The 17,444-nt window shown below is 66.3% G+C and carries 15 protein-coding genes, 1 tRNA gene and 3 pseudogenes; 8 read left to right on the forward strand and 11 right to left on the reverse strand.

All coding sequences use genetic code 11. The annotated features are described in order from the left end of the window. Window positions 1-221: 221 nt before the first annotated feature. From E1J61_RS29750 to E1J61_RS29770, 5 genes and pseudogenes are all read left to right on the forward strand, one after another. Window positions 222-716, forward strand: a pseudogene (locus tag E1J61_RS29750) (acyl-CoA dehydrogenase family protein); the annotation flags it as partial. Beyond that, window positions 713-1,060: pseudogene (locus E1J61_RS29755) on the forward strand (lipid-transfer protein); the annotation flags it as partial. The pseudogenes E1J61_RS29750 and E1J61_RS29755, both read left to right, overlap by 4 nt. Window positions 1,061-1,086: 26 nt before the next feature. Beyond that, window positions 1,087-1,527 carry a MaoC family dehydratase N-terminal domain-containing protein gene (locus tag E1J61_RS29760; protein ID WP_133097483.1) on the forward strand — a complete coding sequence of 147 codons (441 nt, stop codon included), beginning with the start codon at window positions 1,087-1,089 and terminating at the stop codon, window positions 1,525-1,527. Between the two features lie 13 nt (window positions 1,528-1,540). After that, complete coding sequence (locus tag E1J61_RS29765; protein WP_133097484.1) at window positions 1,541-1,969, forward strand: MaoC family dehydratase; 429 nt, start codon at window positions 1,541-1,543, stop codon at window positions 1,967-1,969. Window positions 1,970-2,008: 39 nt separating this feature from the next. After that, window positions 2,009-2,833 (forward strand): SDR family NAD(P)-dependent oxidoreductase, encoded by an 825-nt coding sequence (locus tag E1J61_RS29770; RefSeq protein WP_133097485.1) that lies wholly within the window; start codon window positions 2,009-2,011, stop codon window positions 2,831-2,833. 25 nt (window positions 2,834-2,858) lie between these two features. Here the strand turns inward: E1J61_RS29770 and E1J61_RS29775 are convergent. Together E1J61_RS29775 and E1J61_RS29780 are read right to left on the reverse strand one after the other, a co-directional pair. Beyond that, window positions 2,859-3,131, reverse strand: a pseudogene (locus E1J61_RS29775) (pirin family protein); the annotation flags it as partial. Window positions 3,132-3,329: 198 nt separating this feature from the next. Continuing rightward, window positions 3,330-3,764: a VOC family protein gene (locus E1J61_RS29780; protein WP_133097486.1), complete on the reverse strand. Its 435-nt coding sequence runs from the start codon at window positions 3,762-3,764 to the stop codon at window positions 3,330-3,332. A gap of 165 nt (window positions 3,765-3,929) precedes the next feature. Between E1J61_RS29780 and E1J61_RS29785 the strand changes: the two genes are divergently transcribed. Then, window positions 3,930-4,811, forward strand: a complete 882-nt coding sequence (locus E1J61_RS29785; protein WP_133097487.1) for a LysR family transcriptional regulator — start codon at window positions 3,930-3,932, stop codon at window positions 4,809-4,811. A gap of 27 nt (window positions 4,812-4,838) precedes the next feature. Here E1J61_RS29785 and E1J61_RS29790 read toward each other — a convergent pair whose 3' ends face one another. Then, window positions 4,839-8,348, reverse strand: coding sequence for a pyruvate carboxylase (locus E1J61_RS29790; RefSeq protein ID WP_133097488.1), 3,510 nt, complete (start codon window positions 8,346-8,348; stop codon window positions 4,839-4,841). 103 nt (window positions 8,349-8,451) lie between these two features. Beyond that, window positions 8,452-8,874, reverse strand: coding sequence for a hypothetical protein (locus E1J61_RS38450; RefSeq protein ID WP_243737042.1), 423 nt, complete (start codon window positions 8,872-8,874; stop codon window positions 8,452-8,454). A 199-nt stretch (window positions 8,875-9,073) separates the two neighbouring features. Here E1J61_RS38450 and E1J61_RS29800 point away from each other — a divergent pair, with 199 nt between their 5' ends. Continuing rightward, window positions 9,074-9,844 (forward strand): ferredoxin--NADP reductase, encoded by a 771-nt coding sequence (locus E1J61_RS29800; protein WP_133097489.1) that lies wholly within the window; start codon window positions 9,074-9,076, stop codon window positions 9,842-9,844. Window positions 9,845-9,909: 65 nt separating this feature from the next. On the opposite strand, the gene E1J61_RS29805 is transcribed toward E1J61_RS29800, so the two are convergent. Beyond that, on the reverse strand, window positions 9,910-10,164 hold the full coding sequence (locus E1J61_RS29805; protein ID WP_133097490.1) for an RNA-binding protein: 255 nt from the start codon (window positions 10,162-10,164) through the stop codon (window positions 9,910-9,912). Window positions 10,165-10,397: 233 nt separating this feature from the next. Here E1J61_RS29805 and E1J61_RS29810 point away from each other — a divergent pair, with 233 nt between their 5' ends. Then, window positions 10,398-10,751, forward strand: a complete 354-nt coding sequence (locus tag E1J61_RS29810; protein WP_133097491.1) for a hypothetical protein — start codon at window positions 10,398-10,400, stop codon at window positions 10,749-10,751. A gap of 159 nt (window positions 10,752-10,910) precedes the next feature. Here the strand turns inward: E1J61_RS29810 and E1J61_RS29815 are convergent. From E1J61_RS29815 to cysS, 6 genes are all read right to left on the reverse strand, one after another. Beyond that, window positions 10,911-11,004: transfer RNA gene (locus tag E1J61_RS29815), tRNA-Ser, on the reverse strand. Between the two features lie 130 nt (window positions 11,005-11,134). Continuing rightward, entirely contained in the window at window positions 11,135-12,385 is a 1,251-nt protein-coding gene (locus E1J61_RS29820) for an aspartate kinase (protein ID WP_063238703.1), read from the reverse strand. A gap of 133 nt (window positions 12,386-12,518) precedes the next feature. Then, window positions 12,519-13,958 (reverse strand): tRNA lysidine(34) synthetase TilS, encoded by a 1,440-nt coding sequence (tilS, locus tag E1J61_RS29825; RefSeq protein ID WP_207951278.1) that lies wholly within the window; start codon window positions 13,956-13,958, stop codon window positions 12,519-12,521. Beyond that, entirely contained in the window at window positions 13,924-14,895 is a 972-nt protein-coding gene (locus E1J61_RS29830) for an acetyl-CoA carboxylase carboxyltransferase subunit alpha (protein WP_029046926.1), read from the reverse strand. Before E1J61_RS29830 ends, tilS begins: the two co-directional genes overlap by 35 nt. A 115-nt stretch (window positions 14,896-15,010) precedes the next feature. Then, the gene (locus E1J61_RS29835) at window positions 15,011-15,865 is read right to left on the reverse strand and encodes a DNA-3-methyladenine glycosylase (RefSeq protein WP_371704857.1); all 855 of its coding nucleotides are present in this window, start codon (window positions 15,863-15,865) and stop codon (window positions 15,011-15,013) included. Continuing rightward, window positions 15,850-17,238 carry a cysteine--tRNA ligase gene (cysS, locus tag E1J61_RS29840; RefSeq protein ID WP_133097493.1) on the reverse strand — a complete coding sequence of 463 codons (1,389 nt, stop codon included), beginning with the start codon at window positions 17,236-17,238 and terminating at the stop codon, window positions 15,850-15,852. Before cysS ends, E1J61_RS29835 begins: the two co-directional genes overlap by 16 nt. Window positions 17,239-17,444: the final 206 nt, after the last annotated feature.

A 17,444-nucleotide genomic window follows, 5' to 3' on the forward strand; every position in this document is an offset into this window, starting at 1 on the left:
CTCGGCACGGGCCTGATACCGCTCCTCCTCCCCACCCTCCGGGGCGGCAACCCGCGCCCACCCACCACCTGAAGCGGGTGGTGTTCGCGTCCCCCCTCCCCCCAGTACCTTAGCGACATGCCAGTGGCCCGGCCCGCAACCAGCCGGCGACCTGTGCCCGAACCGCATTCCCAGAAAACCTGTCAGGCCGCGGACCGCACGGCTGACATCCGGAAACCTCCATGGAAATCCAACGCACGATCTTCCGCGACGACCACGAGATGTTCCGCACCACGGTGCGCCGCTTCCTTGAGCGCGAATGCCTGCCCCGGCAGGCCGAGTGGGACAAGGCCGGCAAGGTCGACCGCGAAACCTGGCTCAAGGCCGGCCGCGAGGGCCTGCTGTGCGTGACGCTGCCGACTGAGTACGGCGGCGGCGGCGGCGACTTCGGGCACTCCGCCATCTTCAACGAAGAGCAGGCGCGCGCCGGCATCAGCGGCCCCGGCTTCGGCGTGCACTCCGACATCATTGCGCCGTACATTGCCCGCATCGGCAACGAGGAACAGAAGCAGCGCTGGCTGCCCAAGGTCTGCTCGGGCGAATACATCCTGGCCATCGGCATGACCGAACCGGGCACTGGCAGCGACCTCAAGGCGATCCGCACCACCGCGATCCGCGAGGGCGACGAATACGTCATCAACGGCAGCAAGACCTTCATCTCCAACGGCCTGAAGGCGTCGGCCCGCAGGACATCGACGTGATCGAGCTGCACGACTGCTTCGCGCAGAACGAACTGCTGACCTACGAAGGCCTCGGCCTGTGCGAGGCAGGCGGCGCCGAGCAGCTGGTCAACGACGGCGACAACACCTACGGCGGCAAGTGGGTGGTCAACCCGTCGGGCGGACTGCTGTCCAAGGGACACCCGCTGGGCGCCACCGGGCTGGCGCAGTGTTTCGAGATGGTCAAGCAGCTGCGCGGCACCGCCGACAAGCGCCAGGTGGAAGGCGCCCGGCTGGCGCTGACGCACAACCTGGGGCTGGGCGGCGCCTGCGTGGTGACCCTGTACCAGAAGCACGCCTGAGTGCGCGCAATCACAGGAGACTATCCATGATCGACAAGAAACACATCGGCAAGGTGATTGCGGACTTCCGCACCTCCGTGCCGGCGAGCCAGCTGCGCTTCTTCGCCAAGGCCACCGGGCAGGCCGATCCGGTCTATATCGATGAAGCGGCGGCGCGCGACGCCGGCCATCCCGGCCTGCCGCTGCCGCCTACCTTCCTGTTCTCGCTCGAGCTGTCGCAGCCGTCCAATGCGTGGCGGGACGAGGTCGGCATCGTGCCGTCGCGCATCCTGCATGGCGAGCAGTCCTTTGCTTACCACCGCATGGCGTACGCGGGCGACACGCTGCATTTCAAGACCACTATCGCCGACATCTACGACAAGAAAGACGGCGCGCTGGAGTTCGTGGTGCGCGAAACACGCGTAAGCAACCAGGACGGCGAGCACGTAGCCGACCTGCGCAGCGTGCTGGTGCAACGCAACGGCTGAACGGAGACCCCACATGAGCAAACTGAGCTTCGACCAGGTCAAGGTGGGCGACACGCTGCCACCGCTGACGCTGGAACCGGTCAACCGCACCACGCTGGCACTGTTCGCCGGCGCGTCGAACGACCACAACGCCATCCACATCGACATCGACTACGCGCGCAAGGCCGGCATGCCCGACGTGTTCGCGCACGGCATGCTGTCGATGGCCTACCTCGGCCGCCTGCTGACGCAGTGGGTCGACCAGCGCCAGCTGCGCCAGTTCGGCGTGCGCTTCGTCGGCATCACGCACCTGGGCCATCGCATCACCTGCAGCGGCCGCGTGGTGGAAAAGCTGGAAGTGGATGGTCCGGATGGCAAAGAGCGGCGCATCAAGCTGGAAATCCAGACCGCCAACCAGTACGGCGAAACCAAGATCCTCGGCGACGCCGTCGTCGCCCTGTAAATCCAATCGAGCACGAGATCGAGCACTAAGGAGTCAGCAATGGGAGCACTTGAAGGCAAGGTGGCACTGGTCACCGGTTCGGGCCGCGGCATCGGCAATGCGATCGCCAGGCGCCTGGCACGCGAGGGCGCGCGCCTGGTCATCAACGACCTCGACGCCGAACCGGCGCAGCAGACGGTGGAGGAGCTGAAGGCGATGGGCGTTGAGGCGGTGGCGTGCGTGGGCAACGTGACCGCGCCGGATTTTGCCGACCGCTTCATCAACACGGCGATGAGCAGCTTCCAGAGCATCGACATCATCGTCAACAACGCCGGCTTCACCTGGGACGACGTGGTGCAGAAGATGAGCGACGAGCAGTGGTACGCCATCCTGGATTGCCACATGACCGCGCCGTTCCGCATCCTGCGCGCCGCCTACCCGCATATCAAGGCGCTGGCCGCAGCCGACAAGGAAGCCGGCCGCGAGGTGTACCGCAAGATTGTCAATATCTCGTCGACATCCGGCCTGAACGGCAACGCCGGCCAGATCAACTACTCCGGCGCCAAGGCTGGCGTGATCGGCATGACCCGTGCGATGGCGCGCGAATGGGGCCGCTTCAACGTCAACGTGAATGCGGTGGCCTTCGGCCTGATCCACACCCGCATGACCTCGGCCGGCGCGCATGCCGGTGCCACGGTCAACATCGAAGGCCGCGAGATCCGCGTCGGCCTGAACCCTGAAATGCTCAAGTCGCATGCCCAGCGCAACCCGCTCGGCCGCGGCGGCACGCCGGAGGAAGCGGCAGGCGGCGTGTACCTGTTCTGCTCGCCGGATTCGAACTACATCACCGGCCAGGTGATCGCGGTCGCGGGCAACGTGCAGTAAGTTGCCCGGCATCGCGGTTCCTGCAAGGGCCCCGCGGGGCCCTTTTTCTCTTCTTACCCGCGCGGGCTACTTCGCCCTTGTAGACGATCGTCACCGTCTCGAAGCCCCGGTGCGGATGCTGGCCCACGCCGCGTGGCGCCTGCGTCGGCGTAAAGTCCGCCGGGCCGGCGTAGTCCAGCAGCAGGAACGGGCTGAGCTGCCTGCCATGGCTCTGGTAAGAGAACATCGAACGCACCGGAAAGCCGTCTCCGACCCAGTGCGAACGCGGTGCGCTGTAGACACCCAGGATGCGCTTCATGTCGATCTCCGGAAGTGCCGGCCGGGACAGCCCGCGATGCGCGGGATCCTGCCGAGGCGGCCGGCGCCAGTTGATGGATCGATCATAGGTGTCGCGTGCCAGGTGCGGTAGACAGCGCCGGCGCATCGCAGTGTCCTGCCGCTGGAACGATGCGCTTGTGCAAGCAGGGCGCACATTCAGCGGCTGATGGTCTCCGCCTTACTTGGCGAACAACGACGACAGGTCGGCGAAGGCCTTGATCTCCAGCGCATTACCCGACGGGTCCAGGAAGAACATGGTGGCCTGTTCGCCAGGCTCGCCCTTGAAGCGGATGTGGGGTTCGATGATGAACTCGACGCCTGCCGCCCGCAGCCTTTCTGCCATCGCCTCCCATTCGGGAATCGACAGCACCGCGCCGAAGTGCCGCACCGGCACCTGGTCGCCATCGACCGCGCTGGTCTTGCTGTGGCCGACTTCCTCCGGCGCCAGGTGCGCCACGATCTGGTGGCCGAAGAAGTTGAAATCGATCCAGTCCGGCGAGCTGCGCCCTTCCGGGCAGCCGAGCAGCCCGCCATAGAATGCGCGCGCCTCGGCAAGGTCGCGCACGGGAAAGGCGAGATGGAAGGGAGGAATGCGGGGGGCGGTAGTAGTCATGGGCTCGGGCTGAGTGAAGCGTAGTGGGGAATAAATCTGGCGGCGGCTCTTTAGGCCTGTAACCAGGGCCTGCAACCGCCATCGTCCGCTTAGTCTAAGCATCGCCATTCACCATGAAAAGCGATATATTTTTGCTCTGAGCAACAATTATTTCGATCTATCGCGATGCTGCGCGAACTCCAGACTTTCCTCGCGGTGGTCCGCTACGGCACCTTTGCCAACGCGGCCGCCCATATCGGGCTGACGCAATCGGCGGTCAGCGCACAGATCCAGCGGCTGGAACAGGAACTGGGCTTTGCGCTGTTCGATCGCACCGGCCGCGCGGCCGTGCTCAATGCCGATGGCCGCGAAACGCTGGCGGTTGCCGAAGAACTGATGGCCGTGTACGCCAGGCTCGGCCGCCATGCGGGCAGCCCGCGCACCGGGCTGGTCCGCATCGGCGCCATCGCATCGGTCCATGTCTCTTTCCTTGCCGATGCGCTGGCCAGCTTCCGGCATGAGATGCCGGGATACCGAATCAAGCTGGTGCCGGGCGTGTCGCTGAACCTGCTGGGCCAGGTCGATTCGGGCGAAATCGATATCGCGGTGATGATCAGGCCGCCGTTCGCGTTGCCTTCCGACCTGCAGTGGCGCACGCTGCTAGCCGAACCGTTCGTGCTGCTGGTCCCTCGCGCCCAAGGCAAGCGGCCATGGCGCGAGTTGCTGGAGAGCGAGCCGTTTATCCGCTATGACCGCGGCTCGTTTGGCGGGCGCGTGGTCGACCAGTTCCTGCGCCGTGCGCGTATCCCGGTCAGGGACGCGATCGAACTGGACGACTTGCAGGGCATCGCGCAGCTGGTGCAGCGCGGCCTTGGCGTCGCGCTGGTGCCGATCACCGGCACGACGGCATGGCCGAAAGGCGTGGCGGCGCTCAGCCTCGGCGATGACACCTTCCATCGCGAGATCGGGCTGGTGGAGCGTCCGCACCATAGCCGCCAGGCGGCGGCCACGCTGCTGGCGCAACGCATCGCGCAGGCTGCGCAGAGCATGGCGCGGGCGCTGCCCTGACGCCGCGCTGCCGCGGCGCCAGCCACGTCACTGCGCCGGCTTCAGCTCGATCAGCAGGTCCTTCGCCGCCACCCGGTCGCCCTGCTTCACATGCACCACGGCGATCTCGCAGTCGCGGTCGGCGGCGATATGGGTTTCCATCTTCATCGCCTCGAGCGCCAGCAGCGTCGTGCCCGCGGCCACGCGCTGCCCCGGTTGCACGGCCACGGTCACGATCGAACCCGGCATCGGCGCGGCGATATGCAGCGGATTGTCGGGCTCGGCCACCGGACGGCTCTGGCGCGCGGATGCCGCCTGCGTGGTGATGCGTTGCTCGACCAGCGCCGTGCGCGATTGCCCGTTCAGCTCGAACTGGACCTTGATGCGGCCTTCCTCCGCATCGGGATGCGTGCCCTGCAGCGAGACCAGCAGCGTCTTGCCCGCGGCGATGTCGATGGCCACTTCTTCCTGCGGCTGCAGGCCGTACAGGAATGCCGGCGTCGGCACCACCGAGGTGTCGCTGTAGTTGCGCACATGCGCGTGGTAGTCCACCGCCTGCTTCGGGTACATCAGATAAGACGCCAGCTGGCGGTCGTCGAGCGGCTCCTCGCAGGCCGCTTCCGCGGCGGCACGCGCGGCATCGAGGTTGACCGGCGGAATCTGGTCGCCGGGCCGGTACGGAGCGGGCGGTTCGCCGCGCAGCACCTTGCGCGACAGTCCCGCGGGAAAGCCGTCGGGCGGGAAGCCCAGCTCGCCCTTGAACAGCGACACCACCGACTCGGGGAAAGCGATTTCCTTGCCCGGGTCGCACACGTCCGCGGCGCTCATGTCATTGGCCACCATCATCAGGGCCAGGTCGCCGACCACCTTGGAGGTCGGCGTCACCTTGACGATATCGCCGAACATCTGGTTGACCTCGGCGTATGCCTGCGACACCTCGGTCCAGCGATGCTCGATGCCGAGCGAGCGCGCCTGCTCGCGCAGGTTGGTGTACTGGCCGCCAGGCATCTCGTGCCGGTACACGTCGGCGGTGCCGGCGCGGATCTCGGATTCGAACGGCGCGTAGTAGCGGCGCACCCCTTCCCAGTACATCGAGGCTTCGTGCAGGCGCTCCAGGCTCAGGCCCGGATCGCGCTCGCTGCCGGCCAGCGCCGCGGCGATGCTTGACAGGTTGGGCTGCGAGGTCAGCCCGCTCATGGCGTCGAGCGCGCCGTCCACCGCATCGCAGCCGGCCTCGATCGCCGCCAGCGCCGACGCTGCCGAGATGCCGCTGGTGTCGTGCGTATGGAAATGCACCGGCAGCCCGGTCTCTTCCTTGAGCGCCTTGACCAGCGCGGCCGCCGCCTGCGGACGGCAGATGCCCGCCATGTCCTTGATGCCCAGCACATGCACGCCGGCCTGCTGCAGCTCGCGCGCGATGCCGACGTAGTACTTCAGGTCGTACTTGGCGCGCGACTTGTCGAACAGGTCGCCCGTATAGCAGATCGCGCCTTCGCACAGCGCGCCGCTTTCGCCCACCGCATCGATCGCCACGCGCATATTGCGCACCCAGTTGAGCGAGTCGAACACGCGGAACACGTCCACGCCGGCGCTGGCGGCCTGGCGCACGAAGAAGCGCACCACGTTGTCCGCATAGTTGGTATAGCCGACGGCATTGGAGCCGCGCAGCAGCATCTGGAACAGCACGTTGGGCACGCGCTCGCGCAATTGCTCCAGGCGCTGCCACGGGTCTTCCTTGAGGAAGCGCAGCGCCACGTCGAAGGTCGCGCCGCCCCAGCATTCCAGCGAGAACAGCTGCGACAGCTCGCGCGCATAGAACGGCGCGATCGGCAGCATGTCGGCGGTGCGCATGCGCGTGGCAAAGAGCGACTGGTGCGCGTCGCGCATAGTGGTGTCGGTCAGCAGCACCTGCTTCTGCTCGAGCATCCAGCGCGAGAACTTCTCGGCGCCAAGCTCGCGCAGGCGGTCGCGCGTGCCGTACGGCAGCGGCTTGCTGTTGTCGACCGCGGGCAGCACCGCTGCCGGCAGCGGCAACGGCGGCAGCGTGCGGCCGGCCATTTCCGGGTGCCCGTTGACGCAGATCTCGCCGAGATAGCGCAGCAGCTTGGTGGCACGGTCCAGGCGCTTGGTGAATTCAAGCAGCTCCGGCGTCTTGTCGATAAAGCGCGTGGTGACGTCGCCGGCGCGGAACGCCGGATGGTTGATGACGTTCTCCAGGAACTGTAGGTTGGAGGCCACGCCGCGGATGCGGAACTCGCGCAGCGCGCGGTCCATGCGGCGGATCGACTCGGGCGCCGTCGGCGCCCAGGTAGTGACCTTGACCAGCAGCGAGTCGTAGTACGGCGTAATTACCGCGCCACCATAGGCGGTGCCGGCATCCAGCCGCACGCCGAAGCCGGCGGCGCTGCGATACGCGGTGAGACGGCCGTAGTCTGGCAGGAAGCCGTTCTCGGGATCCTCGGTCGTGATCCGGCACTGCAGCGCGTGGCCGTTCAGATGGATATCCTGCTGGACCGGCACGCCCGCGGCGCGCACGACGATGTCGCCGTTCTCGTTGCGCGTGTTCTCGGTCATGCCGAGATAGCCGCCTTCCGTGATCCGGATCTGCGCCTTGACGATATCGACGCCGGTGACCATCTCGGTGACCGTGTGCTCGACCTGGATGCGCGGATTGACTTCGATGAAATAGAACTGGCCGGAATCGGCGTCCATCAGGAACTCGACCGTGCCGGCATGGGAATACCCGACCGCGCGCATCAGCCGCATCGCCGCCTCGCACAGCTCGGCACGGCCGGCATCGTCAAGGTACGGCGCAGGCGCGCGCTCCACCACCTTCTGGTTGCGGCGCTGCACGGTACAGTCGCGCTCGTACAGGTGCACCAGGTTGCCATGCGTGTCGCCGAGCGCCTGCACTTCGACATGGCGCGCGTTGCGCACCAATTTCTCGACATAGACCTCGTCGTTGCCGAACGCCGCCAGCGCCTCGCGCCGCGCCGCGGCCAGCGAGACTTCCAGGTCCTGCTCGCTCTCCAGGATGCGCATGCCGCGCCCGCCGCCGCCCCAGCTGGCCTTGAGCATCAGCGGATAGCCGATGCCCGCGGCCAGGCGCTTGCAGGCCTCCAGGTCGTGCGGCAGCGGGTCGGTGGCCGGCATCACCGGCACGCCCGCCTCGATCGCCGCATTGCGCGCGGCCACCTTGTTGCCGAGGCGGCGCATGACCTCGGGCGACGGGCCGATCCAGCGGATGCCGGCATCGATCACGGCCTGCGCGAAGTCCGGATTCTCCGACAGGAAGCCATAGCCCGGATGGATTGCATCGACCTTCGCATGGCGCGCGATGCGCAGGATGTCTTCGATATCGAGATAGGCCGCCAGCGGCTTCTTGCCCTCGCCGACCAGGTAGCTCTCGTCGGCCTTGAAGCGATGGAGGGCGAGGCGGTCTTCCTTGGAGTAGATCGCCACGGTCCGGATATTCATCTCGGCGGCGGCCCGCATGACGCGGATCGCGATCTCGGAACGGTTGGCAATCAGCAGCGATTTGATGGGAGCGTAGTTCATGGCACGCACAAGGAAACTGAGGGCAACCGAGACGCCGCGCAGGCAGCACGGCGGCTCGGGTCATTCGAAGGGACCGCGCCACGGCAGGTGCCGTGGGCGGCGGCTAGTCGAAATGCGCAAACTGCGCAAACGGGCTGTGTGAATCCATCCAGTCGTCATGCCTGGCCACGGCCGCCCAGGCCCAGTTGGTACGCTGTGGCGCCGGCTTGCCGCCGCAACGATCGTCGTGGTGGCGGCCGGCACGTGGCTGGCTGTCATCTGCGGCAAGCGCGCGGCTTTCTGCGCCAGCTGCGCCGGCTGCATTCGTTCCGTAGTACATCGCGGTGCATTCCTGTTCAAGACCAAGGGCGCCTGCCCTGCAACGCAATGCGATCGTCGGGTCACGGCAGCTTTGCCGGCACGACGGCTGGACGTGCGGCGGGTCTGGGAGCGCAAAAAGCGGGCCATACCGGATTTGGTTGATTTGCCAGGATTTCGCGCCGCAAACCCGGCATACGGGTTTCAGAATTGAAACCCCGGATTTCATCGCTGCGCATAACCCTATCCCGGGCGGGGTTCCGTCGACGTGGCCCGGGCACGCCGGCCGCTGCCGTTTTACAATACGCGTCGAAGTGGATCATTGCGTTCCCGTGATCCGCCGCCTTTGCCGGTAACTGCCGACAGGCGCACATGTCCGGTCACCATCCTCCCCGGCGGCTTGCCCGCGGGCCTTGGCGTTTCCTCCGATGAGCAACCTCTACCAGCAATCCATCCTCTCCGTTCACCACTGGACCGACACGCTGTTCAGCTTCACCTGCACGCGCGACCCGGGTTTCCGCTTCGAAAACGGCCAGTTCGCCATGGTCGGCCTGGAAGTCAATGGCCGCCCGCTGCTGCGTGCCTACAGCATCGCCAGCGCCAACTATGAAGAAACCCTGGAATTCTTCAGCATCAAGGTGCCGGATGGCCCCCTGACGTCGCGCCTGCAACACCTGCGCGAAGGCGACCAGATTTTTGTCGGCAAGAAGCCCACCGGCACGCTGCTGGTCGAAAACCTGCTGCCCGGCAAGACCCTGTGGCTGCTGGCCACCGGCACCGGCCTGGCTCCGTTCCTGTCGATCATCCGCGATCCCGAGGTGTATGCCCGCTACGACAAGATCGTGCTGACCCACACCTGCCGCTATATCGATGAACTGGCCTACCAGCAACTGCTGAACGAGCACCTGCCCGAGCACGAGTACCTGGGCGAGATGGTGCGCGAAAAGCTGGTTTATTTCCCCACCGTCACGCGCGAAGACTTCCACACGCGCGGCCGCATCACCGAGCTGATCGAGTCGGGCGAACTGTTCGAGCGCCTGGGCGTGCCCCCGTTCTCGACCGAGAACGACCGCCTGATGCTGTGCGGCAGCCCCGACATGCTCAAGGAAATCCGCGTCATGCTGGAAGAGCGCGGCTTCGAGGAAGGCAATATGAGCGAGCCCGGCCACTTCGTGCTCGAAAAGGCCTTCGTCGGCTAAGCGCCGGCACTTCGCAGGCGCAGGCCTGCTTCCTGCGGGTCGTCGCGCCCGCAGGTCCTTCCCGCCTATTCGAAGCGCTCCGTGAGCACCACTGCCTCAACCTGGCGCTTCTTCCAGAACAGATGGTTGATGCGCGGCTGCAGCATCCGCAGCGCGGCGTCCTCTACCGCGTGGAAATGCACCGCCACCGCCGGGCGCGAGCCATCCCCCGGCAGTCGCTCGAGCTCGTCGAACGCCGGGAAGCCGTAGCGGATGAGGAAGTCGCGGATCTCGTCGTCGGTGGTTTCCATATCGACGTTCGAAAGCATCAGCACACTCATTGGCTTCTCCTGAAGTCCTGGAAGCCCTTGCGGGCATGTCCCTGAACTAGGTTTATGGCAGGCAAGGCCAGAACGCAAATCGTGGCCTGGCGGCGTGCCATCGCCCTTCCCTGCCCCGACAGGCGGCTCCGCCCTGCCGGCACCGGCGCCATCGGATTCTGGCAATTCCGGGCGCGGCACATATGATGGTTCTAGGAAGCCGGCCGGCTGCCCGGCAATCGAGGAGGGACAACATGCCGATATCGACAAGATGGCTGCTGACCGGCTTGCTGGCACTGGGCAGCGTCGCGACAGCCCTGGCACAGCAATCCCAGCCGAAGGGGGGCGCCGCAGGTGCCATTTCGGAAGCCGTGCAGGAAGGCGCCAATCCCTACCGCCCGCCGTCGGCTCCCACGCTCGACCCCGACCAGATCACGCGCGACAAATGCGAATCGCTGAAAGAGCAGTTCAACGCCACGCCGAAGAAGCGCACGTACCAGTCGACCACCTCGGCGACGCAGAACGCGCAGGGCCGGCCGATTCCGAAGGTCGAGCGCGACAAGTCGCGCAAGGAGCTGCAGCAGGCGTATCGGGACAATTGCACGTAGCGGTGCATGACGGCGCCGGCGGGTCGATGCAGCAGGCCACAGGTAACGGCGCGGCGAATATCGGATCGGCAAATATCGGCGCCACAAAAAACGCGCCACAAAAAACAAAACCCCGGAAGACCGCGATCTTCCGGGGTTCCGCCGCCAATACAGATGTAGTGGCGGAGACGGAGGGATTCGAACCCTCGATCCAGGTTTTGGCCCGGATGCTCCCTTAGCAGGGGAGTGCCTTCGACCTCTCGGCCACGTCTCCCAAACTTGCGTTGTGTGAGGGAGCCACACAACGAAGCGCGTATTCTAGCGACGCCACGCGGGTTGGTCAATGAAAAATCGATGACTCAACACAAAATCTGCAGCGCCGCCAGAAAATGCTTACGAACGGATCACGCCTGTTCCAGTTCGAAGGCCTTGTGCAGGGCGCGCACGGCCAGTTCCATGTACTTCTCGTCGATCAGCACCGAGATCTTGATTTCCGAGGTGGAGATCATCTGGATGTTGATGCCCTCTTCCGACAGCGTGCGGAACATCTTGCTGGCGATGCCCACGTGCGAACGCATGCCAACGCCCACCACCGACACCTTCGACACCTTCGGGTCGCCCGACACGCTGCCGGCGCCGATATGCGTCTTCACGCCGTCGTCCAGGATCGCCAGCGCGCGCTGGTAGTCGGCGCGCGGCACGGTGAAGGTGAAATCGGTCTTGCCGTCGACGGACTGGTTCTGGATGATCATGTCGACGTCGATGTTAGCGTCGGCGATCGGGCCCAGGATCTGGTAGGCGATGCCCGGCTTGTCCGGCACGCCCAGAACGGTGATCTTGGCCTCGTCACGGGCAAAGGCGATGCCGGAGATGACGGCTGCTTCCATTTCAGACTCTTCCTCAAAAGTGATCAGCGTGCCCGAGTGCATTTCCTGCTCGAGCGGCATAAGCGGGTCGGTCAGCGACGACAGCACGCGGGTCTTCACGCGGTACTTGCCGGCGAATTCCACCGAGCGGATCTGCAGCACCTTGGAGCCGAGGCTGGCCATTTCCAGCATTTCCTCGAAGGTGATCTGGTCCAGGCGGCGGGCGTCCTCGACCACGCGCGGGTCGGTGGTGTACACGCCGTCGACATCGGTGTAGATCAGGCACTCGTCGGCTTCGATCGCGGCGGCGATGGCCACGGCCGAGGTGTCCGAGCCGCCGCGGCCCAGCGTGGTGATGTTGCCGTCGTCGTCGATGCCCTGGAATCCGGTGATCACGACCACGCGGCCGGCGTCGAGGTCGCCGAGGATGCGCTCGTCGTCGATCGATTCGATACGCGCCTTGGTGTACGACGAGTCGGTCTTCACCGGCACTTGCCAGCCGGTGTAGCTGACCGCGTCGATGTTCTCGCCGTGCAGGGCGATAGCCAGCAGTGCCACGCTGGCCTGCTCGCCGGTGGAGGCGAGCATGTCCAGTTCACGCGGATTGGGCTGCGGCGAAATTTCCTTGGCGAGTCCCAGCAGGCGATTGGTCTCGCCCGACATGGCCGAAGGCACCACGACTACGCGGTGACCGGCGCGGTGCCACTTGGCAACGCGCTTGGCGACATTCTTGATGCGTTCCGTGGAACCCATCGAAGTGCCGCCGTATTTGTGAACGATGAGAGCCATCTTCTTGTCGACGCCAGCGATTGTGCAAAGCCCTTGAAAATACACGAACAAGGCTTGTCAGGCAAGGCGAAGCCGAGGTTTGCAGGCTTTCCCGATGTGATCGACGCGCTTCGTCATTGCCGCGGCGAGGCGTTCAGCGCGCCGCGCCCGGCACTTGCGGCGGCTGCGCATGCCATTCGACGCGCCAGCGCGGTGCCGCCGCCTCGGCCGGCCAGCGGCGGTGCATGCCGAGTCCGGCGGCAAGCACAAGGGTGTCGCCTGCCCACAGCAGCGGCAGCCACGCCCGCCGCCAGGCGGGGATGCCAGCCTCCTGGCAGGCTTGCTTGAGCGCGCGTGCCGGGCCGCCGGGCCGCAACACCAGCCGTTCGCCGCCGGCACGCGGCGCCAGCCGCAGCGGCTGGCGCAGCACGGCTTCGGGCACGCCGAAGCTGTCGTCGCGGAAGAAGCGCAGCTCGCCGCGCCATGCGGGCACGACGATGCGGTCCTCGCCGCGCCAGTCGAGCGACACGGTTTCGGGAGGCTGCGCGGGCGGCGGCGTGCACGCCAGCACGCGGCCGCGGAAGCGGCGCAGGACCAGGCCGTCATGGGCGATGGCTGGCTCGCCGCCCTCGTGCGCGACCAGTTGCGCGCGCATCGCCGCAAGGCGCGCGGTCGATGGCGCGCGCGTGCCGAGGTCGCGCAGCCACAGCCGCAGCACCGCATCGGCCTGCGCCGCCGGTAGTGCGCGCAAACCGGCTAGATCGAGTTCGGCGAGCGTATCGGCATCGCGGCCCGGATGCGCCAGCTGCGCCATCGCGGCGGCGGCCAGCTGGTCGATCAGCTCGTTGGCCTGCGCGAAATGCGCCGCGGCCTGGGCCACGTTGGCGCGCAATGCAGGGAAAGCCGTCACCAGCGCCGGCAGGTGCGCTCGCAGGGCGTTGCGGGCATAGCGCGCGTCGGCATTGGAGGGATCGTCGATCCAGCGCAGCGCATTGGCGGCGCAGTAGGCATCGATCTCATCGCGGCTCACGTCCAGCCACGGCCGCAGCAGCATCACGCCGCTGTGCGCATCGAGCGGGCGCAGCGCGGGCATGCCGGCCATGCCGGCCACCCCGGCGCCGCGAAACAGCCGCAGCAGCACGGTCTCGACCTGGTCGTCCTGGTGATGCGCGAACAGCAGCAGGCGCGCCCCGCTGCCGGCGCACATCGCCGCCAGCGCTGCATAGCGCGCGCGGCGCGCGGCAGCTTCCACGCCCTCGCCCGCCGCCTGCCGAACCGCGACCCGGCGCACGAAATAGCCGATCTGCCACTGCCCGCACAACTCCTCGCAGAAGCGGTCCCATTCGTCGGCGGCATCCTGCAGGCCGTGATGCACGTGCAGCGCGACCACGCGCGCCGCCGTGCCCTGCGTGGCGGCGCGCGCGGCATGCAGCAGCGCGACCGAATCGCGCCCGCCCGACAGCGCCACCGCGATCACCGGCGCGCCGTCCCCAGAAACAACAAAGGCCGCACCGCCCTGCAGGGCCTGTGCGACCTTGTCGGTCAGCCGGGCGGACGGATCATTCCGGGGCGCCGGTTTCCTTGAACTTGCCATAGGCCAGCAGGCGTTCGTAACGGCGCGCCTGTAGTTCCTTCACGCTGATGCCCTGGAACTGGCGCAGCGACTCGGCCAGCGTGCGCTTGAGCAGCGCCGCCATGGCCTTGTGATCGCGGTGCGCGCCGCCGAGCGGCTCGTTGACGATCTTGTCGATCAGGCCCAGCGCCTTCAGGCGGTGCGCGGTCAGGCCCAGCGCCTCGGCGGCTTCCGGCGCCTTCTCGGCGGTCTTCCACAGGATCGAGGCGCAGCCTTCCGGCGAGATCACGGCATAGGTGGCGAACTGCAGCATCTGCACCACGTCGCCGACGGCGATCGCCAGCGCGCCGCCCGAACCGCCTTCACCGATGATGGTGGCAATCAGAGGCACCTTCAGGCCGGCCATCACGTACAGGTTGTGGCCAATGGCCTCGGACTGGCCGCGCTCTTCCGCGTCGATGCCGGGGAATGCACCCGGGGTGTCGACGAAGGTGAAGATCGGCAGGCCGAACTTGTCCGCCAGTTCCATCAGGCGCTTGGCCTTGCGGTAGCCCTCGGGCTTGGGCATGCCGAAATTGCGCAGGGCGCGCTCTTTCGTGTCACGGCCCTTCTGGTGGCCGATCACCATGCACGCCTGGCCGTTGAAGCGCGCCAGGCCGCCGACGATCGACAGGTCGTCGGCAAAGGTGCGGTCGCCGTGCAGTTCGTGGAAATCGGTAAAGATCTCGCGCACGTAGTCCAGCGTGTAGGGACGCTGGGGGTGGCGGGCGATTTGCGCAACCTGCCACGGGGTCAGGTTGGCATAGATGTCTTTGGTCAGCTGCTGGCTCTTGCCGGCCAGCCGCGAAATCTCTTCGGAAATATCGACAGCCGAATCGTCCTGCACGAAGCGCAGTTCTTCGATTTTTGCCTCGAGTTCGGCAATGGGCTGCTCAAAATCCAGGAAGGTGGTTTTCATAAAATCACACGTACCTGTCTGTGAAGGGGCGCATTCTACCGGAAATTGGCCGCTATCTTAGCGCCTGCCAGATAGCGTGCAACGCACCTGCTTGTGATTTTTGTTGTTCCGATGCCTAGTACGTCACAGGCAACGGGTCCAGACTACGCCACATATACCAGGTTGCCACCGTCCGCCACGGTTCCCAGTTGGCCGCCACCTCGCGCGCCTCGCTGCGCGTGACCGGTTCTCCGCTGAAATAGTTGGCGGAAATCGCATTGATCAGGCCGATATCGTCGAGCGGCAGCACGTTGGGCCGCATCAGATTGAACATCAGGAACATCTCGGCCGTCCAGCGGCCGATGCCGCGGATCTGCGTCAGCTCCGCGATCACCGCTTCGTCGTCCATCTGCGCCCATTCGGCCACGTGCACCCGGCCCGCCTTGAAGTGGTCGGCCAGGTCGATCATGTACTCGGCCTTGCGCTTGGACAATCCGCAGCCGGCCAGCTTCTCGGTGCCCGCGCGCAGGAACTGTGCCGGCGTCAGCTTGGGACAGGCCGTGTGCAGGCGCTCCCACACCGACTGCGCCGCCTTGACCGAGATCTGCTGGCCCACCACGGCGCGCGCCAGCGTGACGAACGGATCGCCGCGCGACACCAGGTGCGCCGGGCCGTAGCTCGGGATCATCTTGCGCAGGATGCGGTCGCGCTTCATCAGGTCGGCGCAGGCTTCGTCCCAGTAAGCGGGACGGACCGCGTCAATGACGGTCTCGACCGGCAGCGGCAGCGCGTCGGCCTCGGGCAATACCGCCTTGGCGTTGCGCGTGGACTTGGCCACCGCCTTGCCCGCCGCCTTGCCGTCGGACAGCGGTGCCTCGCTGGCGCTCGCCTTGGCCGGACGCGGGCCGGCCGCCTTCGACCGGCCCGCGGCTGCCGGCACGGCGGTGGCGTTGGCGGGCTTGCGCGCGGCAGCGTTCAAGCACGCCTCCACTCGGTCGCGCCACCCGGCTTGTCTTCCAGCACGATGCCGGCGGCAAGCAGTTCGGCGCGGATGCGGTCGGCTTCGGCGAAGTTGCGCTCGGCCTTGGCCGCCTTGCGCGCGGCGATGCTGGCTTCGATTTCCTCGGCGCTGGGGCCGTCCGCGGACTTGCCGCCCTGCAGGAAGGTATGCGGATCGCGCTCGAGCAGCCCCAGCGTGCCGGCCAGCGCCTTGAGCTGGCGCGCGGCGCTGGTGGAGCCGGTGCGGTTGATCTCGCTGGCCAGGTCGAACAGCACCGACATCGCGATCGGCGTGTTGAAGTCGTCGCCCATGGCTTCGGCGAAGCGCTTCGCGTGCGGCTCTTCCCAGTCGACCGCGCAGCCGCCGGGCTGCGTGTCCTTCAGCGCGGTGTACAGGCGCGTCAGCGCATGGCGCGCGTCGTCCAGGTGCGCGTCGCTGTAGTTGAGCGGGCTGCGGTAGTGCGCGCGCAGGATGAAGAAACGCACGACTTCGGCGTCGTACGCCTTCAGCACTTCGCGGATCGTGAAGAAATTGCCAAGCGACTTGGACATTTTTTCGTCGTTGATGCGCACGAAACCGTTGTGCATCCACATGTTGACGAACGGCTTGCCGCTGGCCCCTTCCGATTGCGCGATCTCGTTCTCATGGTGCGGGAACTGCAAATCCGCCCCGCCGCCATGGATGTCGAAATGCTCGCCCAGCAGCGCGCAGCTCATGGCAGAGCATTCAATGTGCCAGCCCGGCCGGCCGCTGCCCCACTTCGACTCCCACTTGGTCTCGGGCGGCTCGCTGGCCTTGGCGGATTTCCACAATACGAAGTCGAGCGGGTCCTGCTTGGCGTCGTTGGCACTGACGCGCTCGCCCGCGCGCAGGTCTTCCAGCGACTTGCCGGACAACTTGCCATAGCCGTCGAACTTGCGCACCGAGTAGTTTACGTCGCCATCGCTGGCCTGGTAGGCCAGGCCCTTCGCTTCCAGCTTGCCGATCATGTCGAGCATCTGCGGCACGTAGTCGGTCGCGCGCGGCTCGTGGTCGGGACGGATCACGCCCAGCGCGGCGGCGTCTTCGTGCATGTACTGGATGAAGCGCGTGGTCAGCGCGCCGATGGTCTCGCCATTCTCGGCGGCGCGGCGGATGATCTTGTCATCGATATCCGTGATGTTCTGCACATATGTCACCTCGTAGCCGGCGGCACGCAGCCAGCGATGCACCATGTCGAACACCACCATCACGCGCGCGTGGCCGACGTGGCAGTAGTCGTACACCGTCATGCCGCAGACATACATGCGGACCTTGCCGGGTTCGATGGGCACGAATGGCTGCTTCTCACGCGCGAGCGTGTTGTAGATGTTCAGAGGCTGCATGAAACGAAGTGAATGGTCGGGGGAGGCGGCACTGGCGCCACTGGCGCAATTCCGCCGCGCCCCATATCTTACCGGAAGGCGATGTGCCGGTAGACCGCGCGCCGGGGATTTGCCGCGGCCGCCCGCGCTTGCCGACGCTTGCCCGGACCATGGCTTTAGTGCCGGCCGTGCCGCTTTGCTAGAATGCCGCGGAGTATAACGGACCT

The organism is Cupriavidus sp. L7L, assembly GCF_004353535.1.
Classification (GTDB): Bacteria; Pseudomonadota; Gammaproteobacteria; order Burkholderiales; family Burkholderiaceae; genus Cupriavidus; species Cupriavidus oxalaticus_A.